General features: G+C 67.8%; 17 protein-coding genes. 9 read left to right on the top strand and 8 right to left on the bottom strand.

What is annotated here, in order from left to right:
• The first annotated feature begins 70 nt into the window (after window positions 1-70).
• Complete coding sequence (locus HRU76_05950) at window positions 71-925, top strand: helix-turn-helix domain-containing protein (protein QOJ17145.1); 855 nt, start codon at window positions 71-73, stop codon at window positions 923-925.
• 146 nt (window positions 926-1,071) lie between these two features.
• Here the strand turns inward: HRU76_05950 and HRU76_05945 are convergent, their stop codons facing one another.
• The 5 genes from HRU76_05945 to HRU76_05925 form a co-directional block, all read right to left on the bottom strand.
• The gene (locus HRU76_05945) at window positions 1,072-1,581 is read right to left on the bottom strand and encodes a hypothetical protein (protein ID QOJ17144.1); all 510 of its coding nucleotides are present in this window, start codon (window positions 1,579-1,581) and stop codon (window positions 1,072-1,074) included.
• A gap of 49 nt (window positions 1,582-1,630) precedes the next feature.
• Window positions 1,631-1,960: a hypothetical protein gene (locus tag HRU76_05940; GenBank protein ID QOJ17143.1), complete on the bottom strand. Its 330-nt coding sequence runs from the start codon at window positions 1,958-1,960 to the stop codon at window positions 1,631-1,633.
• A gap of 40 nt (window positions 1,961-2,000) precedes the next feature.
• Window positions 2,001-3,098 (bottom strand): hypothetical protein, encoded by a 1,098-nt coding sequence (locus HRU76_05935; GenBank protein ID QOJ17142.1) that lies wholly within the window; start codon window positions 3,096-3,098, stop codon window positions 2,001-2,003.
• Between the two features lie 83 nt (window positions 3,099-3,181).
• Window positions 3,182-3,820: a hypothetical protein gene (locus HRU76_05930; GenBank protein ID QOJ17141.1), complete on the bottom strand. Its 639-nt coding sequence runs from the start codon at window positions 3,818-3,820 to the stop codon at window positions 3,182-3,184.
• 340 nt (window positions 3,821-4,160) lie between these two features.
• Entirely contained in the window at window positions 4,161-5,168 is a 1,008-nt protein-coding gene (locus HRU76_05925) for a DUF5309 family protein (GenBank protein ID QOJ17140.1), read from the bottom strand.
• Between the two features lie 158 nt (window positions 5,169-5,326).
• Here HRU76_05925 and HRU76_05920 point away from each other — a divergent pair, with 158 nt between their 5' ends.
• Window positions 5,327-7,753, top strand: coding sequence for a hypothetical protein (locus HRU76_05920; GenBank protein QOJ17139.1), 2,427 nt, complete (start codon window positions 5,327-5,329; stop codon window positions 7,751-7,753).
• A gap of 4 nt (window positions 7,754-7,757) precedes the next feature.
• Here the strand turns inward: HRU76_05920 and HRU76_05915 are convergent, their stop codons facing one another.
• Window positions 7,758-8,837 carry a hypothetical protein gene (locus HRU76_05915; protein QOJ17138.1) on the bottom strand — a complete coding sequence of 360 codons (1,080 nt, stop codon included), beginning with the start codon at window positions 8,835-8,837 and terminating at the stop codon, window positions 7,758-7,760.
• Window positions 8,838-9,424: 587 nt separating this feature from the next.
• Between HRU76_05915 and HRU76_05910 the strand changes: the two genes are divergently transcribed.
• The 7 genes from HRU76_05910 (at window position 9,425) to HRU76_05880 (ending at window position 16,804) form a co-directional block, all read left to right on the top strand.
• Window positions 9,425-9,943: a hypothetical protein gene (locus tag HRU76_05910; protein QOJ17137.1), complete on the top strand. Its 519-nt coding sequence runs from the start codon at window positions 9,425-9,427 to the stop codon at window positions 9,941-9,943.
• Entirely contained in the window at window positions 9,944-10,552 is a 609-nt protein-coding gene (locus tag HRU76_05905; protein ID QOJ17136.1) for a sigma-70 family RNA polymerase sigma factor, read from the top strand.
• The gene (locus tag HRU76_05900; protein QOJ17135.1) at window positions 10,527-12,425 is read left to right on the top strand and encodes a Mu-like prophage major head subunit gpT family protein; all 1,899 of its coding nucleotides are present in this window, start codon (window positions 10,527-10,529) and stop codon (window positions 12,423-12,425) included. Before HRU76_05905 ends, HRU76_05900 begins: the two co-directional genes overlap by 26 nt.
• A 113-nt stretch (window positions 12,426-12,538) precedes the next feature.
• Complete coding sequence (locus tag HRU76_05895; protein ID QOJ17134.1) at window positions 12,539-12,715, top strand: hypothetical protein; 177 nt, start codon at window positions 12,539-12,541, stop codon at window positions 12,713-12,715.
• On the top strand, window positions 12,712-14,337 hold the full coding sequence (locus HRU76_05890; GenBank protein ID QOJ17133.1) for an AAA family ATPase: 1,626 nt from the start codon (window positions 12,712-12,714) through the stop codon (window positions 14,335-14,337). Before HRU76_05895 ends, HRU76_05890 begins: the two co-directional genes overlap by 4 nt.
• A 320-nt stretch (window positions 14,338-14,657) precedes the next feature.
• The gene (locus HRU76_05885; GenBank protein QOJ17132.1) at window positions 14,658-15,011 is read left to right on the top strand and encodes a hypothetical protein; all 354 of its coding nucleotides are present in this window, start codon (window positions 14,658-14,660) and stop codon (window positions 15,009-15,011) included.
• A complete protein-coding gene (locus tag HRU76_05880) occupies window positions 15,008-16,804 on the top strand; it encodes a recombinase family protein (GenBank protein QOJ17131.1) in 1,797 nt (598 codons plus the stop codon). Before HRU76_05885 ends, HRU76_05880 begins: the two co-directional genes overlap by 4 nt.
• Before the next feature lie 338 nt (window positions 16,805-17,142).
• Here HRU76_05880 and HRU76_05875 read toward each other — a convergent pair whose 3' ends face one another.
• Together HRU76_05875 and HRU76_05870 are read right to left on the bottom strand one after the other, a co-directional pair.
• Complete coding sequence (locus HRU76_05875) at window positions 17,143-17,580, bottom strand: hypothetical protein (GenBank protein QOJ17130.1); 438 nt, start codon at window positions 17,578-17,580, stop codon at window positions 17,143-17,145.
• A 179-nt stretch (window positions 17,581-17,759) separates the two neighbouring features.
• Window positions 17,760-19,346: a phage portal protein gene (locus tag HRU76_05870; GenBank protein ID QOJ17129.1), complete on the bottom strand. Its 1,587-nt coding sequence runs from the start codon at window positions 19,344-19,346 to the stop codon at window positions 17,760-17,762.
• Window positions 19,347-19,653 lie beyond the last annotated feature (307 nt).

Raw genomic sequence — 19,653 nt, 5'->3', positions numbered from 1 at the left:
GAGGCGATTCAAAGGAATCTCGCATGTGTTGCGCCGGTGTGACAATCGGGACCGAGATGGAGGCGCGGACGTGCCGCACCACGTCCTACACTGCCGCATGAGCGATCTGGGTCGGCGAATCCGGGCCGAACGGGAGCGCGCCGGGCTGACCCTGCAGCAGGTGGCGGACGCCATCGGCGTCAGCAAGTCGCACCTGTCGCTGCTCGAGTCGGGCAAGCGATCGATCTCTGAAACGCATCTGCGCCGCATCGAGTCGGCGCTGGGCGTCGAGGACGGGCGTCTCCTGGCGCGGTGGCGCTGGGAGCACACGCCCCCCGACGTGCGGCGTGAGATGGAGACGCTGGCCCAGCGTGAGCGAAGCTCGCGCGTGCTGGCCGAGCGTCTGCGCGATCTGGCGCGGCGAGGCCGCGCCGCCGAGTCCGGCAAAGCGGCGCTCGACGAACTGCTGCGCACCGGCGAGCTGCGCCGGTGGATCGAGGAGCACACCGCCAACGTGGAGCCCCCCACGCCGCTGGTCGGGCGCATCCCCGTCATCAACCGGGTGGCGGCGGGCTACCCGCGCGAGTTCACCGACCTGGATTACCCCGCCTCGGTGGCCGACGAGTACATCGCCTGTCCGGACGTGGCCGACCCCGGCGCCTTCGCCGCCCGTGTGGTGGGCGACTCGATGGCTCCGGACTACCTCGAAGGGGAGATCGTCGTCTTCTCCCCCGCCATGCCCACGCCCGACGGCAGCGACTGCTTCGTGCGTCTGGACCGCGACAACGAGACGACCTTCAAGCGGGTGTTCTTCGAGCAGGACGGCGAGGTGATCCGCCTGCAGCCGATCAACCCGCGCTACCGCCCCCGGCGCGTCGCACGCGAGGCGGTGGGGGGTCTCTACGCCGCCGCCTACGTGATGCGGCGCGTTCGACCGGCGCGATGAGTTTGCGCAGCCGGACTCGCGTGCCACGGCTGTTTCTGCCGTGCGAGCGGCCTGTGCTGACCGATCTCGCGACAACCCCTGCGGGGCGGCTTCATCACGACGTGATCGCTCCATCCGGCGCACGGCCGACGCGGTTTCGTCACGCCTCAGCGCACGCGCGTGGTCGCCATGAACTGGCGCCCGTCCGCGCTGACGACCAGGGCGCGCAATCGCCAGTCGGCATCGGTCAGCTCCGCGTCGAGCACGAGTCGAAAGAGATAGGTGCGCGTCACCGGATCGTAGTGGCGGGTGTTCAGTTCGACGTTGCGCAGGTTGATCATGGGCCAGACTTTCTGCGGTTCGCCCGCGCCGTCGCCCGGATCGCCCCGGTGCAGCTCCCACCGCACGCGGGCGGCGCACTTGGTGGTGTGTCCCTGGCTGTCGAAGAACTCCAGCCGCGCCTCGATCACCGGCTCGTTCGACTTTCGATCATGCGTGAGCATGGTGAGCGGATGGATGCGCATCGCGGCGGGCCAGTAAGGCCAGCGGGTGTCGATGTCCTGCTCGGTGAACGGGGCGGCGGTGTCGGGCGGCAGCGGCGCGGGGCGGCCCGCGTCGGGCGAGCGGGGGGCGCGCTGCCCGCACCCGATCGGCCCGAGGAGCACGGCGCCCAGCATCGTCAGCGCCGTCAACGAACCACGAACGACGCGCCCGCGCCGACACCGATCACGCCGAGGTTCGAGACCCGGGTTCCTCATGCGGGTGAGCATAGGCGAATCGTCCGCCCGTTCGGGACTCCTGGCTCTCCCGCGAAACCGCGCGCAGCAGGTCGATGAGGTGTCGCTGCCCGCCTTCCAGCGCGGCGATGGCGCGGGTGTTGTCACGAATCACCTCCAGCAGCAGGGTGACGTCGCGCTCGCGCTCCAGCAGGCGCCGATGCGCCTCGTCCAGCTGACGGTCGCGCAGGGCGGCGTGACGGCGCTCCATCACCCACAGCACGCCGATCAGGCCGGCGGCGCCAAGCTGCCCGAGCTGGAGAATGGCCTGCGGGTCCATGCGTGAGTCCGGGGTTCGGAGTCCGGGGTCCGAGTTCGGGCTACCGCGCCTGCCGCGACAGCGCACCGATGAGTTCGTCGTACCGCTCGTTCATGCTCCAGAGGACGGCTCCGGCGGCGCGGTAGCGCTCGATCTCCGCCGCCCCCGCGGGCTCGACCCCGCCGTGCGTGGAGAGAATCACGTTCACCTCGGCGCCCTCGGGCCACGGGTCGCCCTTCCAGAGGGAGGTCATGAACCGGTGCAGCGCGCCGCTGGCGGTCTGACGCATCACCTCGGCATCCAGCGACCCGTCGGTCCGGCGCGGCAGGGCCTCCATGACGCAGTGGACGCCGAACCGCTCACGCAGCGACTGGAACAGCTTGAGCACGTCGGCCCGGTACTCGGGGTTCGAGGTGTGGTCGAACCAGAACTCGGTGAAGCCCGCCTCGACGAGCGGCGCGATTACGCGGTCGATCAGCAGCGATCGGTGATCCGCGCGGTCGTGGACATAGGGCTCCCACTGGGCGGCAAGGGCCTCATCCGACGCCAGGTAATGCACCGGCATCTGCCCGGAGAGATACACGCCGACCGTCGCGCCCGGGTTGCGCGCCTTGAACGCTCGGGCCTCCTCGAGGAACGGCCTGGCTCGTTCGCCCATGGCGTCGAGCACGGCGATGGACCCGCGCATCCCGTCCTGCTCCACCCAGCCCGCGGGCATGTGCCACACCACGCGGGCGACGCCATGCCGCTCCGCCCGCTGATAGTGGCGTCGGTAGAACGCCCTCGCCGCCGCCTCGCTGCGGTGATGGTTCTCGCGCAGACCGCGCGGGTTGTCGATGGTGCGCGGCGCGCCGGCGCAGGGGATCATCAACCCCGGGCGGGCATCGCGCACGTAGGCGAAGCCGGGCAACGGCGCGGGAGTGACCGGCGCGGCGCCGGGTCCGCCGGTGGAGGGCGCGGGAGTCGGACCGCTGGAGGCGCCCGCGGGCGGAGCCGACGATGTGGACGGCGTCGTGCTCGCTCCATCGCCGGGCGCCGTCGGCGGCGACCCTTGCGGTGGCGACTTCACCTGGACGGGGCGGCTGGAGGCGCAGGCGCTCATCAACAGCGCCAGCACAAGGAGAAGTGTTCGGGTCGGCTTGTTGGAAGGCATCTGCATGGTTCACCCGTGACATGACCGCCCGCATGTCCCGCGAATGGGCCTCGTGGATTCGGAAGCCCGAACGCACTCCGGACTCCTGATTATCCCCGCGCGAAGACCACCGCGTCGATCCGCCTCGTCGCGTCGGGCGCACCATCGCCATCAAGGTCGAGAAACACGGCCGTCAGGTGACGTGCGTTTCGCTCGATTGCCCGCCAGTGACTCGCGCGGGCCGCCAGTGCCAGGTTGCCGGGATCGCCCGACGCGGCGCGCTCCAGGGCCCGTGCGATGGTCCGCAGCGCGACATACCGCCGCACGTCCGCGGCGTTGGTGATGGCGGATTCATCCAGCGGTCGCTCGGGGTGGCTGGCGTCAATCCCCATCGCGCTCAGCGTCCACGCCGCTTCCCGCGAGGCGAGTCGCTCGAACGTGTGGACGCTGAAGGTCTGCCCCGTGCCCGGCGCGGGATCGATGGCGCCCTGTGCGTCATCGGCGCGGGGGCGCGAGACGTTGAGCGTGGTGGCGCTCGGGCGCGCGTCGATCTCGACGGCCTCGGCGCCGACCACCAGCACGTGGCCCGCATCCACACCCGCGGCGGCGAAGTCGGACCCCGCGCTGGAGAAGGATGCGCCGCTCGTCACGCCGTCCACGCCCGAGCGCAGCACGGTGGCGACCGAGGCCGCGTCGAGAAAGAGCCGCGGTTCGAGACGGAGGAGATCAACGTCGGTGGGGGTGAGCATGATCGGCTCCTTGTTCGACAAGGGTGGCGCGATGCTTCGCATCGCGGACGACGGTGCGCCACGGCCGTGTCGCGGACGACGGTGCGCCACGTCCGTGTCGTGGACGATGGTGTGCCACGGCCGTGTCGGCCGTGCGGGCGCGCCCTGGACGCTCGAAGAACGACAATGAGCCGAGTACGGACTTCGAGGCCGTCGTGAGGCCGTCGGACCAGCGTCCATCGGCTGACGTTTGCACGGCTCGCAGAGCCGTGGCACACGGGATTCCACAAACCGGCCGGACCCGTGTCCGGGTCCGACCGGCGCGAGGGAGGAGAGGTCCGAAGGCGTTCAGGTGGTCGGGTCAGATCGTCGGGCTCAGCCCGGTGAGGGCGGCGTGGGCGTTCTCGTTGCGGAACTCCAGCGTGTACTCGCCGATCAACTGGCCCGACTCGCTGTCGCCCACGCGAGCCAGCGGCTTGAAGTGGAACGACCGACCGGCGAGCGGCAGCACGTCGACACGCGACGAGTCGAGCAGCAGGATCGTGTCCGCGGGCACCCAGCGGCTGAGGATGACCCGGCACACGCCGTAGTCGCTTTCGTACACGTCCACCAGCGATCGGAAGCGATCGTTGTGATCGACGAACCGCTGGTTGGCGGCGACGAACTCGTTGAGGCGGCGCTTCTGCACCCCGCCGCACACGATGGTGTCCACGCTGCCCGAGCTCTGCTGCCACACGGCGCGAAGGGCGGCGTTGAGCAGGGCCTCGTTGAGCACATTGCTGCCCGGCCCCCCGCCGGCGGGCATGCCGCCCACGCCCGGCTGGAAGACATTGGTGGTGATGGCCCGCCGGATGCCTCGCATGGTGCGACGGACGGTGGTGCTGCCCTCGGGGGTTGAGGTCGGCGCCACGCCGTTGATCACCGCGTTCTCCAGGTCGCGCAGCAGTTCGCGCAGACGCTCCTGCTTCTGGAAGTCCATCTCGTCGTCGATCGACAGCGCGCGGGCGGCGAGCTGGCTGCCCGACACCTCCACCGTGGCGGCGAAGATCTGCGTGTAGTTCTGACGCCGAGAGCGGTTGGTGAAGCGGGCCGCACCGGCCTGGGCGCCCTCGAGCGCGGCATTGGCGATGATGGTGATGGGGTCGTTGTCCACCAGCGATGACGAGGGCGTGCCGCCGTACTGACGCGTCACCGTGAGGTTGTTGCCGCTGACGCTGGTGACCAGCATCACCTCCGGCTTGCCGGTGAGCATGATCTGGTCGCCGACGCGGAAGCGCGAGCCGTTCTCGACGGTGAAGGTGGTCTCCGTGGCGGGGTTGGCGATGGTCTGGTCATCGACGGCGTCGGCGTTGGGCAGCAGCGAATCCACACTGCTTACCCGTCTGAAGCCCCACGCGTTCACATGGGGAAGCGACGGCGTACAGTCCGCCTAGACCGCCCGCACCCAACCGCCGCCCGTCAAATAGCCGCGCATCCCGCCCTGTTCGGGTATAGTCCGGGCGTCCTCGAACCGGAGACCCGTGCCGCATGCCGCCCGTCCTCGCTGAATCGACGCTGTTCGAAGCCCAACCAATCAACGGTTCTGACGGCACGTTCGTCCCGGCCAAGAACGAGCCGGTCTATTCGTGGTACGCCTACTTGGAGGGGTACGCGCCCGCCTTTGTCGAAACGCTCCGCCGGCGGTTCATGCCGAGAGCATCAAGGATCATCGACCCCTTCGCCGGCACAGGCACGACCCCGCTGGCCCTCGCTGAGCTCGGCGTCACCTGCGGCTACTGCGAAGTGAACCCGGCGATGCGGTTCGTGATTCGGACAAAGATCGACGCTGTTGGGCTAGCAGCATCCGCCAGAGCAAAGGTCTCAAGGCGGCTGAATGAACTCGCCTCCGAACTCGATCGGCTAGTCGGACGACAATCGTGTGACCAACTGCTGCGTGACGACTACGTCGCCTGCTTCGGGAAAAGCGAGTTCTTCGAGCCACATGTGCTCGACGACCTTCTTCGCCTGCGGACGTTGTGCGACGCGGTCGGCGCCGATGACTCGATGGTCGGCGATCTCCTTTCCCTGGCAACCATTGCGAATATCGTGGCTTGCTCCAGGCTGAAGCGTGCTGGTGACGTGCGGTACAAGACCGAGTCTGAGCTCGCAAAGGGTGTTCCTCCGCTCATTGAGACCGTCGCTGCGCAGTTGCTCCGGATGGCCCGCCATCTCCCGTCCGCACCGCCCGGCAGGGCGCCCGCGGCGCTGCTGGCCGCTGATGCCAAGAACCTAGAAGGGGCTCCGCCGTTCGGCGCGGAGGGAGTGATTACCAGCCCCCCGTACCTCAATGGGACGAATTACATCCGAAACACGAAGCTTGAGCTGTGGTTCCTGCGGGCAATCACGCGGGGTGCCGACCTGCGCACACTCCGTGATGACGTCGTGACCTCTGGCATCAACGACGTGACAACGGCGACGCCTGGCTGCGGTGTTACTCCTTCAGTCGAGGCCATCGTCAGGAAGATCGAGCGGGCTGCCTATGACCAGCGCATTCACCGCATGGTCTCGGGCTACTTCCATGACATGCATCGAGTGTTCCGCGGGCTGTGGGCCCAGACGATCCCAGGTGCCGTCTTGTGCGTCGACATCGGGGACAGCCGTTACGCCGGCATCAATGTACCCACGCAGGACCTTCTGGTGGATGTCGCTGCGGACGTTGGATTTGAGTGCATTGAGCGTGTACCACTTCGCGCGCGCGTTTCGAAGGATCGCAGCCGGTTGTCGCAGGATGTGCTCGTGCTTCGGCGCGGACGCGACCGCACCGTGGGCACAACGGTTCAGCGCGGAGACCGCCGCCAGCGATGGCACTGGTTCCGCGACACCGTTCCGCATCAGCAGCCACCGTATACGAAGCGGAACTGGGGCCACCCCCTGCATTCGGTCTGCTCCTACAACGGCAAGATGAAGCCGTCGCTGGCGCACTTTCTTGTTCACTGCTTCAGCGAACCCGGTGACCTCGTCCTCGATCCGTTCTCAGGGGCGGGCACCATTCCTTTCGAAGCGGCGCTACAGGGCCGGAAACCGGCGGGGTTCGACATCAGCATCATGGCGGCTGCAGTCACGAATGCGAAGATCTGTCCGCCCAACAGAGATCGCCTGGAATCGTTGTTGAGAGACCTGGAAACATCCATCGCGCGCGACAAGCCGACCACGGAAGACCATGCTGGCGCCGCGGCCATCCGGTTTAATCGCTCCATCCCCGAGTATTTTCACGAGCGGACGCTCAATGAAATCCTCTTGGCCCGCAGGTTCTTCAAGCAGCGTCGTGACGATTCCCCAGAGTGGTCCTTCGCACTTGCCTGCATGCTCCACGTGCTGCACGGCAACCGTCCCTACGCGCTGAGCAGGCGCAGTCATCCCGTAACTCCGTTCGCCCCAACCGGGCCTACGGAGTACCGCCGCGTCATGGACAAGCTGCGCGATAAGATCGTTCGCGGCCTTGAAACACCCTTGTCACCCGAGTTCGTTCCGGGCCGCTGCTTCGTCGCGGACATCTGCGGTCCGTGGCCACGGGAATGCGAGCGCGTTGACGCGATCATCACTTCGCCGCCGTTCTTTGATTCGACCCGCTTCTACATGACCAATTGGATGCGATACTGGTTCTGCGGATGGGACCGCGGCGATTTTGACACCCAGCCGGCACAGTTCATCGAGTCGCTGCAGCGGCAATCGCTCGGCATTTACCGCGTCGTGTTTGAGCGCTTCCGAGAGCATCTCGCCCCAGATGGCGTCGCAGTGCTTCACCTTGGTCAAAGCAGAAAATGCGACATGGCGAAGAAGCTCTCATCGCTGGCGTCAGAATACCTGGCCGTGGACGAGATATTCACGGAGGACGTGACGCACTGCGAGAAGCACGGGCTAAGCGACAAGGGCACAGTGACGGCGCACCAGTATCTCGTTCTGACAAAGCGGTAGCCGTTCAACCAGCGCTCCGTCTGCTGTTGAACTCCGCGACGAGGTCGATCGGCGCGCCCCCGGGGCAGCGCTCGAGCACCTTCTGGAGCGCCTTCACTACCAACTCGCCGGCGATCTTCCCATCGTGCTCGCGTGTCATATCGGGGGTCGCGAGGAACTCATCGAAGAACCAATCGAGCCGCTTCAACAGTACACCGACTACCGCCATGTTCGGCTTCGGATCACGCAGCTCATCCATCGAAATGCCCGTCAACTCTGCCAACTCCTGGAGCTTCTCGGGCGCATAGAACTCGACAGGGGCCCGATCACGTTTCTCTGAGTTGCAGCCTCCGCACAAGGCGGTGGCCGTCCCATCCAATGGCCAGAGCAGCGCAAGCGGTCGAGTGTGATCCAGATGCCAGCCGCGGCCCTTGGGAAATGGCTTTCCGCAGTTGAAGCAGCATCCGTTCGATCGGGCCAGCACGTCGTCGGCCAGCTCGCGCCCGGTTTCATGCCGGTATTGCAGCTGGGGCGTGCCTCCGCTCAGAGCCTCAATCAAAAGCTCGAACCCTCGGCGCCGCGCCGCGTCTTCCTTCATCTGGGCTGCCGTACGCTTCGGGTTGTGGGCGGCGTTCACCTCGAACTTCTTGCAGAACCGGCACTCCAGCTGAAAGCCGTAGTCCAGGCTCAAGGATTCATCGGTGTCCGGGTTGCGAAGTCGCCCGAAGCCATTGTGCTTGCATGGGCGCCGATGGTCTGCCACACAGTGGTTGCTGAAACTCAGGTGGTTGCGCTCGTGGGGGATGTTCACCGGCAGGAACCGAGCACATCTGTTGCAGGACTTGACGAATAGTTCCGCGCAGCGCTTGTCGTCGGCAATGGGTGCGGCACCTCCCGCCTTGAGTATGACCTTCCCCGCCGTCGTGATGAAGTGCGCCTCCGGGGAGAATTGGTACATGTTCCGGAGTAGAACCGGACGGGCGTCATCGAGGTGCAGGTGGTTGACGATGCCACACGCGAGACCGTGTACTGCCAGTCGACCCGATCGCTTCGCGGTGAAGACCACGCGGACCTCATCGTGAGATTCGTCGCCGGCGTTCCACATGCTACCTACTTTGTTCCAACTCGGCGGCGGGTACGTCGTCAGGGTCCGAGCGGTGGGACCACCCTCAATGGTCACATCTACAGGTACGTCGCACGCAAACCAGCCTCCAAAAGCCAGCAGAGAATCCTCCGAGTACCGGGGCAGAGCGAATGAGACCACCAGGGGCGTCCCTGCATCGATCGCCACGGTGGGGATGGCCAGCTTCCTGAACTCACCGCCTGTAGCGTCTTCGTGAGCCTTGAACCCTGAACGACGGGTCGTTGGCCTGCGTCGGCCGGACCACTCCGTCTTCCCGGGGAGCTTGCCCCCGCCTTGCTGTCTCGGCATGGCCATCTCCAGTGCACGGGCGCACGGAGCGACCGCACGTTCGATGAGGATCATACTTCGGGTTCATCTCGAACGATGAGCGGGGTGCTCGATACGGTCCAGACGTGCCCCCGGGTCCCGAGGTTGGCGGGCCGCGAGCGTGCCGAAGCCCGCTTGCCGAGGAAAATGCTCCAGTGGGCCCTACGAATCGACCCCCGCGCCGGAAATAAGGGTTTGGGGGGTGGGCATGTCGCCCGACGCCCCCCGGCAAGGAGACCACCGTGACCCGAATCGGACTGACCTTCGACGAGCATTTCGACCTCCGCATGAAGCCCCTTGCGGGCGCGGATCCCGCGTTCTGTGAGGCGGCCGAGCAGGAGCGGGACCGGATGTTCCCGATGGCGACGGCCACGGCATCGCACCACCTGCGGTCCCGGGGCTACGACTGCCGCCCCGCGATCCTCGAAGCGCTCGTCCGGCAGGGGGTGGTCACGCCGTCGCAGCCCGAAGCATGGATGCAGGCCGACGTGGACGCCGCGGCCGATCACCTTGAAGAGGCGGGCATTCTCACGCCCTACGCGGCGATGTGCTTGGCCCTCGGGTGCCGGTACGCCGACTTCCTGCGATCCCTCCGCGAGGCCGCCGAGCGTGAGTCGGCCAAGTACGGGCGGCCCGTGCGACCCGACGACCAGCTCTTCGTCATGCACCGCGTGCCGCCCCGCGAGAGCACCCCGGCGGTGATCTCCTTCACGCTGTGCGACGACATCCGTGAGAGGCTCGAGCGTGGCGAGGAGGTCTGAATGCCGGACCCCTCACCCACCGAACTCGAACTCACGCCCGACCTGCTCGACTACGCGCGGCGAGTTGGATTCGAGGCGGCCAAGGACCACTGCAAGCCGGGCGTCTGTCACGACGATGTCGTCCAGGAAGCCCTGCTGCACCTGATCGCCAAGCCGCCCGTATGGGACCCCGCCCGTGGCGCGAGCCCCAAGACGTTGATCTACCTCGTCGTACAGACGGCGGTGCTGAAGCATGCGGAGCGCGAGGAGCGTGCCCTCAGGAAGTTCAAGACGCTGCGCGTTGCCGCAGATACAGGGCACAACGCGAGCGACGGGGTATACGACGACCCGGTAGGACGCGAGATCGCCAGCAACCGCACGGTCGGCTTGTCCCAGTCGTCCTGGGCAACGGACGACGTGCTCGAGTACATCGACGACGAGAACAGTCGAACGCTGTGCCGCACGATCATGGAGTGCGAGGGGAACGTGAGCGAGGCCGCGAGGCGGCTCAAGATGAAAGAGAGCACGATCCGGTACCGGTTGAAGTTGCTGATCCCGAAGTTGCTGGCGAAGGGCTTCAAGGTGGTCTCAGAAGGAGAGTTTCATGAACGCAAACACGGTCAAGGATGACCTGCTGCTCACGGCCGCCGGGGTCGAGATCGAGGCCGCGGGCAAGGATGCCCGCCCCAAGATCAGCGTCGTCGCGTACACCGGCCGCATCATGCGTGTGCCGGGCTGGGGCGACATCGCGATCGACCTGGCGGGCCTTGAAGCGGGCGGCCAGGTGCCGCTGCTGGCCGACCACGACGCCACGGTCGGCAGCGTCGTCGGCCACGGCGAACCCGCCGTCGCCAACGGGCGGCTGATGGTCGCGGGTGTCGTCAGCGGCGCTGGCGAATCGGCGCGGCACGTCGTCGAGATGGCCCGGGGCGGATTCCAGTTCCAGGCATCGGTCGGCGTCGCGCCCACCGAGCACGAGCGGGTGAAGCCCAATCAGTCGGTCGAGGTCAACGAGCGGTCGCTGTCGTCGCCGGGCGGGTTCACGCTTGTGCGCAAGGGGCGGCTGCGGGAAGTCAGCATCACGCCGCTGGGGGCCGACGCAGAAACGTCGGTGGCCATCGCGGCTTCGCGTCAAGGACGGACGAACATGGCAGACATCGCACACGAGGACCAGATCCGCGCCGATGAGCGCGACCGGCTCAAGGAGATCGAACTGACCTGCCGCCCCATCTTCGCAGGTGGGGGCGAGCGGGACTGGGGCGTGCACCAGAAGCGGGTGGATGACATGAAGGCGAAGGCCGTCGCGGGCGACATGACCGTCAGCGAACTGCGCGCAGGCGTGCTCGAGGTGCTGCGGGCCTCGCGCCCCGTGATCTCTGGCTTCATCACCGGGGGCGGCTCGGGCCACATCCCGCGTGCCCGAGTGATTGAGGCGGCGATCCTCAAGCGTGCGGGCTTCGCCGGGCTCGCCGAGAAGGCCCTTGGCCCGGCGTGCATGGAGGCGGCCGACGATTTGCGAGTCGCTCACACGCTGGACCTCTGCCGCGCGGCCTTGCAACACGAGGGAATCGACGCTCCCGCCGACCGCGAGGGCATGGTGCGCGCGTCGCTGACGACGCACACGCTTACCGAGGCCCTCGGCAGCGCGGTGAACAAGGTCCTGCTCGACGGCTACCGCGATAGCCCCGCGACCTGGCGATCCTTCGCGGGCGTGCGGAGCGTGCCGGACTTCAAGACGGCAACCGCGATCCGTCCGTCGTTCACGGGCTCGCTCCAGCAACTGCCGCCCGGCGGCGAGTTCAAGCACGGCGGGGCCGAGGAAGCGACGACGCAGTACAAGGTGGACACCTACGGCAAGATCTTCTCGATCGACCGGCGCGACCTCATCAACGATGACCTGAGCCTGTTCGACTCGGTCGCGCGGGTGATGGGCCAGGCCGCGATGCGGAAGTTGTCCGACCTCACCTACGACACGCTGCTGTCCAACGCGGGTGCTTTCTTCGCCGCGGGCAACGGCAACTACATCACCGGGGCGGACACGATTCTCAGCCCCGACTCGCTGGGGCGGGCCATCGCCGCGATGATCACCCAGCGCGACGCGGAGGGCAACGACCTGGACCTCCGGCCCGTCGTGCTGGTGGTGCCGCCGGAGTTGCAGACGACCGCGCGGGCGGTTCTGGAGAGCGAGTTCATCGCCGCCCAGACGAATCTGCCCACCGGCAACAGCCTCAAGAACGCCGTCGGCCTCGAGGTCGAGCCGCGCCTGAGCAACACGAAGAAGTACGGCGCCAAGGCCTCGACGAAGCACTGGTACCTGTTCGCGGCCCCGGCGGCGAGCCCGATCATCGTCGGGTTCCTCAACGGCCAGCAGACGCCGACCGTCGAGTTCTTCGGGCTCGACCAGACGGTGAACAAGTTGGCGGTGTCGTGGCGCGTCTACTTCGACTTCGGCGCGGCCCTGTGCGACCCGCGGGCGGCGGTGCGGAGCAAGGGCGAGGCGTAAACGGTCGGCGCTGGTGCGGCCGGGGGCGGTTGCGGGCTGCCCCCGGCCTTTCTCTCACACGGATCACGAATGACGCACGCCGCGCCGATCGCGGCGGCGCGATGGGTGCGCTCATGGTCGAGCAGCGGGACATCCCGCCGTCCCAGATCCAGATCGGGGACATCGCATTCGGGATTGAGTTCATCAAGGTTCCCGATGCCGCCGCGCGTTGGAACGAGGTGATCGACCACATCGGTGCGTGGTTGCTGGCCGAGTGGGAGCGCGAGCAACAGGAAAGCGAGCCGGAGTGACAGCGCAGCACGGCACAGAGTTCGGCATCGTCGTCGCTGCGGGCCAGCGGTACGCCCGCTGGTATGACGATGGCCCCAGCTCGAAGCGATACGACGGCAGCGATCCAATCGAGGTCGAGCGGGCGTTCCGCGCCGCGTTCATCGATGCTGCCCGCGAGGTGGCTGCATGGGGCGAGCCCGCCTGCGATGTCGTGGAAGCGGCATGGGCGGTCAGGCGCGAGGCCTACGAGGGTGCCCGTGTTCTCGTTCCGTCGGCTGACTACTTCGGCATCACCGACAAGGGGCAGCGTGCACGATACATCGGCGAGCAGGTTGTCTATAGGCTCGGGCACGCCGTCGTCGCCGCACGGGCCCGCGGTCGCCACCAAGCCGTTGCCATGACGTTCGATGCGTGGCTGCGCTTGTCTGGTCGAGGCCTGGCCGACGAGCAAATCGTCGAAGTGCTGATCCCAGCCTGGTTGGCGGAGGTGGAGGCCTGGGCGACGACGGGTGACCCGTCCAACATCGCGCCGCCCCTGCTGGATCAGACCGAAGCGGCGCGCGAGGCCGCAGCGAAGGAGGCTGCCCCGCCCATGCCCGAAACCACGCCTGCACCTCCACCGTTCATCAGCGCGCGGGACCTGCTCGCGGCCTGCCCGTCGCTGCGCCCGGCGGTGATCGAACGCCTGCTCCGCGAGGGCGAGACCATGAACGTGATCGCCTCGCCGAAGACGGGCAAGTCGTGGCTCGTGCTCGACCTAGCCATCGCGGTCGCCACCGGCCGGCCCTGGCTCGGCCGCTTCGCCACGACCGCCGGCGACGTGCTGATCATCGACAACGAGTTGCACGGCGAGACCTCGGCCAACCGCATCCCGAAGGTCGCCAAGGCGCGCGGCGTGGCCATCGACGATTTCGCCGACCGCTTGTTCGTTCGCAACCTGCGCGGCGGCCTGCAGGACATCGTCACCCTCGGCGCGTTCTTCCGCGATATCGAGCCCGGGCGCTTCCGCCTGATCGTGCTCGACGCGTTCTACCGCTTCCTGCCATCGGGGATGGACGAGAACGCCAACGCGGACATGGCGATGCTCTACAACCACATCGACCGATACGCCGCGGACCTGCGCTGCTCGTTCGTGCTCATCCACCACGCCACGAAGGGGAACCAATCGGGCAAGGCGGTCACCGATGTCGGGGCCGGCGCCGGCAGCCAGAGCCGGGCGACGGACGCGCACCTGGTCCTGCGTCCGCACGAAGAAAACGATGTGGTAGTGCTCGAAGCCGCGGTGCGGTCGTGGCCGCCGCTCGATGGCACATGCCTGCGCTGGGCGTTCCCCGTGTGGGACGTGGCCGAAGACCTCGACCCCAGGCGCCTCAAGATCGAGTCGCCGCGACGGCGGCAGCGAAGCAACCCGCCTCCCGCACCCGACGACTGGACACCCGAGCGATTCGTCGGCGCGTTCGTCACCGGCGCGCCGGCGCTCCGCGACGAGATCCTGCACGCCGCCACGAAGGACCTCTCCCATGCCCAGGCGACCCGTCTCCTCAAACTCGCCGAGGCCCGCGGCCTCGTGCGCCGCTCCCAAGCCGGCCCGTCAGACCGCGTCCGTTTCGTCGTGGCGCGTCAACCGGAGAGTGGCCAGTGAAGGGGGGAGGGGGGGTTGCGCGCAAACGTGTGCGCGCGTATGCCCCCCCCCCGGGGGGCGTACGCGCCCCGGGGGGTCTGGGGGGGACGCGCGACCCCCCTCCCCCCCGGGCGGGTCCTCCCTGGCCCGCATCGCCACCCAACGCCCGCGGGAACAGCCGCGGGAATAGACAGACTTTGTTTCGCCTGTCCGGGCGCGGATGCTCCCACATCGCCCCTTTGGCGGAATGTCCCGGATTCGACTTGAACTCCGGCACCCATGACGCCCTCCTGTGTCCGCGCCGGTCGGCAATTCCGCCGCCCCGCGATGGAGACCCGAACATGGCCAAGAATAACCCCAGCCGGAAGATGTCGAAGAGCGCGGCCCGCGCCGAGGGCGCAGCCCGCACCAAGCGCGCCTTGGCGGAGGCCAAGGCGACGAAGGTGCCCGCGCCGGCGAAGCGCCTCAGCGCCCTCAGCGCCGCCGCGAAGGTGCTGGCAGACGCTGGCAAGCCGATGCGGGCCAAGGAGATGATCGAGGCGGCGAGCGCCAAGGGCCTGTGGTCCAGCCCGAACGGCAAGACGCCCGAGGCCACGCTCTACGCCGCGATCATCCGCGAGATCGCCGCCAAGGGGAAGGCGGCCCGGTTCCGCAAGGTTGAGCGCGGCCTGTTCGAGACCACGGAGGCGGCATGATCGCCAGCGACATCCGTTTCGCGGTGGGCTATGCCCGGCGCTCGACCGACCTGCAGGAGCGGTCGATTCCCGACCAGAAGGCGGCGGTCGAGCGCTGGGCGCGGGATCACGGGTACCGCATCCTGCGGTGGTTCGTGGACGATGCGATCAGCGGCACCAGCGCTCGGGGTCGCGACCAGTTCACCCGCCTCATCCATGAGGCGGAGAACGGGCGCGACTTCGACGCGGTGCTGTGCTACGACATGTCCCGGTTCTCGCGCGGCGGCACGAACGAGACGGGCTACTACCTGCACCGGCTTCGCCTCGCGGGCGTCGAGACGCACTTCATCGCCGAGGGAATCCCGGACGGCGATGAGGGCGAACTGCTGCAAGGCGTGAAGTCGTGGCAGGCCCGGCAGTACTCGGTGAAACTATCGCGCGACAGTATCCGTGGCCAGCACTCGACGGTGACGGTGCGGAACAGCGCCATGGGCGGGCGGTCCCCCTACGGCTACGACCGCCAGTACGTGTCGGCCAACGGGCAGGTGCTCAAGACCGTTCGGACGCTCCCCGACGGCCGACGCCAGGAGTTCGGGCCCGACGGTCGGCACCTGCGCTTCATTGACCCGAAGGAGAAACTCCCGAAGAAGATGAAGTCTGACATCGTGCGGCTGGTCCCCGGCGACCCGAAGCACATCGCGGTCGTGCGCGACATCTTCGAGATGTGCGTCAAGGGGCTGGGCTTCCGCTCGATCCTCATCGCCCTCAACGCCAAGGGCATCCAGGGGCCGATGCATGCCCGATGGAACCAGATGGCGGTGAAGTCGATCCTGCAGAACCCTTGCTACCGCGGCGCGCTGGCCTGGAACAGGCGCACGTTCGGCAAGATCCACGAGGTGGCGTCCGACGGCTCGGCCATCCCGAAGAAGGTCGCCAAGACGACGCGCAACCCGAAGGATCGCTGGATCGTCGTCGAGAACGTCCATGAGGCCATCGTGCCGCCGGACCTGTTCTGGAAGGCGCACGAGCAGATGGCTAAGCGACGCAACGCCGGCGGCCTGGCCCGCCCGACGCAGCGGTACCTGCTGTCCGGTCTCCTCCGCTGCGAGCACTGCGGCCACAACTTCTGGGGCTGCGTGCTGAAGAACAGCGCGGGCGAGATCCGGTACTACGCCGACGGCGGGTACCGGGCCCAGGGAATCGGCGTCTGCAAGGCGACGCACATCCAGGCGGCCGCGCTCGACCAATGGGTGCTGGCTCAACTGCGCGCGGCCGTGCTGGCCGACAAGGCCGGAGTCGGCCAGGCCATCGAGCAGTTCGTGAAGGCCGTTTGCGGCCGCGCTGCCGCGGCCAAGGCCCAACCGGATCGCAGCCGGGAACTGGCCGACCTGAACAAGCGGATCAAGACGACGGTCGCCCTGCTCTCGGACAGCGACCTTGCCGATGTCGGCGAGCTCCGAGCGGCACTCGTTGATCTGAAGCGGCGACGCGAGGCGCTTGAGGCGGACGTGGCCGCCAAGCCCGATGCCCCAAAATCGATCGACCCGGATCGCCTCCGCGCCTGGGCCCGCGAGCGGATCGCCGACCTTGGCCAGGCGCTCAAGCCCGGCACGCCCATGATCGAGGCGAGGGCGGCCGTTCACGCGTTCGTGCCGAAGATCGAGATCGACCCGGACCGGAAGGTGGGTACGCTCTACCTGCCGCGCGACGCGTGCAGCGCCCTGCAAGCAGCGTTTGTCAGACGGGAAACGAGCGCGTCCTCGAGCCACTCGTGCACGGTGCTGGTGGCGCTGCGCTGCGGGTCGCCCAGGTGATCGAGCAGCGGCGTCTCGTGCGGGCTGACGATGCCGATCAGGTCGCTCACGTCTTCCGCGATTTCAGGAAGCGCGGCGCCGGCGGAGTAGGTGGCCTTTCCGGTGAAGGACATGGTGTGGGTTCCTTGTGTGGGGGGTGGGGGAGGGGAGTGCTGAGTGCTGGGTGCTGCGTGCTGAGTGAGTTCCGAGTTCCGGGGGTGGGGCTCCGAGCAGGGTGGGTCGAGTCCGCGAGGCCCACCATCGGGTCGCCTGGTCGGGATTCGCCGCGGCGGGTTTCGAGCCCTCAACCCGTCCTACCAGACGGATGACGGCTGACGGCTCGACCTCCGAGCCCGGGGCTACCGGGCGCGGCGCAGGCGCAGGTAGCGGAGCACGTCGCCGCGCTTGCCTGTGATGCGTGCTTCGTCCGCCGCCTCGACGAGCGGCGAGGTCAGATGGTCAGTCGATCGCGGCGCCATCACGCCCGTGCGATGCTTCACGGATCGCGTCGATGACGCGCCGTCCGTCGGCCCGTCGGGCGCGAAGAGGAACGGCTTGCCCGCCATCAGGTCGGCGACGATCGCCTTGGCGTCGCGCGTCGCATCGCTGGTCATGGCGCGCTCCACCAGCAGACGCGCGGTGTCGAGGTCGATGGCCCGCGCCTCGCGCAGCAGGTCGTTGATGCGGTGGGTCCGCTCGATGGATGCGGCTCGTTCATTCGCCTCGGTGAGCTGACGCTCCAGTTCGGCGATGCGGGCGGCAGGGTCGGGGTTGGTGCTGATCGGTTCGGTGGACATGGCGGCTCCGGGATGGAGAGGACTGAGGGATGAGGGGTGAGTGAGTTCCGGATTCAGAAGCAGGGTGGGGTGACGCGTTGACAATCTCACCGTCGGGTCGCCTGGTCGGGATTCGTCGCGGCGGGCCTCGACAACCTGACCTGCCCTGTTCTCCTGTCCTCCCCCTGGTGGCCGATGGCTCACGCCTCACCCCTTTCTCCGTACCCAAGTTCCGCGCGGAGCGTCTCGTGCGGCACGCCGAGCTGGGCCTTGAGGAGCGCATCCTGCAATCGCCGCGTCTCATCCGCGGGCAGGGGGTCCGGCCAGGCGATCTCGACGCCGCGCTCGTTGGCTTCGGTGCGGAAGTGCCCGGAGCGATGGAGCGCCTCGAGCGCCAGTTCGCAGGTCTGGGCGATGCCGCGTCCGTAGGTGATGCGCTTGCGCTTCACCTTGGCGATGGTGCCCATGAGCGAGATGCGCAGGGCGTTTTCCGAGGTGAGGTTGCCGACCTTGGCCTTGATGTGCCCCGCCGCCGCGGGCGTGACGCCCGAGGCCTTGTCGAGCGCCTCGCGCAGATCCTCGATGTGCTGGCGTTCGCTGGGGCTGTCGGCGTCGCCGCCGAAGGACTCGATCGAGGCGTTCTCGTTGTCGGTCATCCACATCTGCCCGGGGCCGACGGGCCGGTCGATGAAGCCCTCGATGCCCTTGCCCAGCCACATGCGGAAGGACTGCATGGTGACGCGGTTGGCCCGGTCGGAGAGACGGGTGTTGAGTTCGTCCTGCAGTGGGATGAGCGGCTCCACGTCCGACAGCCCTTCCCACGCCAACGGCTGGCTGAGATTCTGAATGTGCACGACGGGCAGGCGGCCCAGCGGATTGCGGGTTTCCTCGACGAGGCGGCCGTCCTCGTAGCGCTGACGGTGCGTGGATGATCGGATCTCGGTGACGGTGGTGGTGGCGCGCTGCGAACGAAGCACATCGCGCGAGACGAATCGGCTGGCCAGCAGCCGCGCGAGGAACGAGCCCTGCGTCACCGCGTGCTTCGGTTGTTCGAAGTGGATGATGAAGGCGTCGAGCGCCCGGTAGTCGTGGGGCGAAAGAAGCGGGATCGACCGGGGCGCCTCGACCGCCTCGATGTGGAGCAGGGTCTCGGGCGACAGCGCCCGGCTGCGGGCGGAAAGCCCTGGCGCGGCGTCTCCCGGTCGATCCCGTGGGGGACTTGTGGTGGGGCTGGCGGTGGGGCGCGTGCTTGGGTTCGTGTCAACGCCGCGTGATGAACGCGCCTCGCCCGCACGCTCGGGACGGATGGCGAAGAGTGCGTCGGCATCGATGAGCAGATCGACGTGTCCGTACACGCTGCCGAGCAGGGCGGCGTCCTGCCAGAGCATCACCCCGCCGTTGGCGTCGATGAGGCGCTCGAGCATCGCTTCGATCTCGCGCCGGCGGGCCGGGTCGGGCGCGGTGCTCACGAGCCGTGGGGCGGCGGGGAACATGAAGTCCACGAGCGCATGAATGCGCCAGCCAATGTCGTTCTCGATGACCACCTCGCGCTGCGTGCGATCATCCGCGCCCGGGCGACGCGTTGACTGCAGTCGCCTGGGGAGCCCCACGCGCTGCGCGGGCGGGGTGCGGTCCTGCCCGTCCGTCGCGGGCGGCGCGAGTTCGTTGCGGAAGTAGCGCCAGAGCCGCTCGAAGCGCGGCAGGCGGACGCGCTCGTGGTGGTCGATCAGGTGGCGAAGCAGCGCTTCATTGAGCGGAATGCCGGCGAAGGGGGCGAGGGTGGACATGACGTGCTCCGAATGCGGCGACACCCCAGGGGTGAAGCGCAGCATCCGGGAGCGGCCAAGAGACGAGGAATCGCGCGATTCCTCGACGAGCGTCGAGCGAAGTTTTTTTCTGGAATCACCGACGATCCGGCTTCAGGCGCGAGGTTCACGCGCCGCGGGATTGCGCGGGTGCGGCAAGCCGATGTGGTCGCGGATGAACTGCCGTGTGCCACGGCCGTGTCGACCGTGCGCGCGGCCCACGATGATGTGTGCCACGGCCGTGTCGGCCGTGCGAGCGGCCCTCGATGATGTGTGCCACGGCCGTGTC

The sequence above is a fragment of the Phycisphaeraceae bacterium genome, from assembly GCA_015709595.1.
Taxonomy (GTDB): domain Bacteria; phylum Planctomycetota; class Phycisphaerae; order Phycisphaerales; family SM1A02; genus CAADGA01.
Note: the sequence above shows the minus strand (reverse complement) of the source record. Positions and strands in the feature narration are given on the sequence as shown.

Coding starts and splice junctions, on each gene's coding strand:
- HRU76_05945 (QOJ17144.1), bottom strand. CDS start 1,581: ATGCTGGGCGCCGTGCTCCTCGGGCCGATCGGGTGCGGGCAGCGCGCC.
- HRU76_05940 (QOJ17143.1), bottom strand. CDS start 1,960: ATGGACCCGCAGGCCATTCTCCAGCTCGGGCAGCTTGGCGCCGCCGGC.
- HRU76_05935 (QOJ17142.1), bottom strand. CDS start 3,098: ATGCAGATGCCTTCCAACAAGCCGACCCGAACACTTCTCCTTGTGCTG.
- HRU76_05930 (QOJ17141.1), bottom strand. CDS start 3,820: ATGCTCACCCCCACCGACGTTGATCTCCTCCGTCTCGAACCGCGGCTC.
- HRU76_05920 (QOJ17139.1), top strand. CDS start 5,327: ATGCCGCCCGTCCTCGCTGAATCGACGCTGTTCGAAGCCCAACCAATC.
- HRU76_05915 (QOJ17138.1), bottom strand. CDS start 8,837: ATGTGGAACGCCGGCGACGAATCTCACGATGAGGTCCGCGTGGTCTTC.
- HRU76_05905 (QOJ17136.1), top strand. CDS start 9,944: ATGCCGGACCCCTCACCCACCGAACTCGAACTCACGCCCGACCTGCTC.
- HRU76_05900 (QOJ17135.1), top strand. CDS start 10,527: ATGAACGCAAACACGGTCAAGGATGACCTGCTGCTCACGGCCGCCGGG.
- HRU76_05895 (QOJ17134.1), top strand. CDS start 12,539: ATGGTCGAGCAGCGGGACATCCCGCCGTCCCAGATCCAGATCGGGGAC.
- HRU76_05885 (QOJ17132.1), top strand. CDS start 14,658: ATGGCCAAGAATAACCCCAGCCGGAAGATGTCGAAGAGCGCGGCCCGC.
- HRU76_05880 (QOJ17131.1), top strand. CDS start 15,008: ATGATCGCCAGCGACATCCGTTTCGCGGTGGGCTATGCCCGGCGCTCG.
- HRU76_05875 (QOJ17130.1), bottom strand. CDS start 17,580: ATGTCCACCGAACCGATCAGCACCAACCCCGACCCTGCCGCCCGCATC.
- HRU76_05870 (QOJ17129.1), bottom strand. CDS start 19,346: ATGTCCACCCTCGCCCCCTTCGCCGGCATTCCGCTCAATGAAGCGCTG.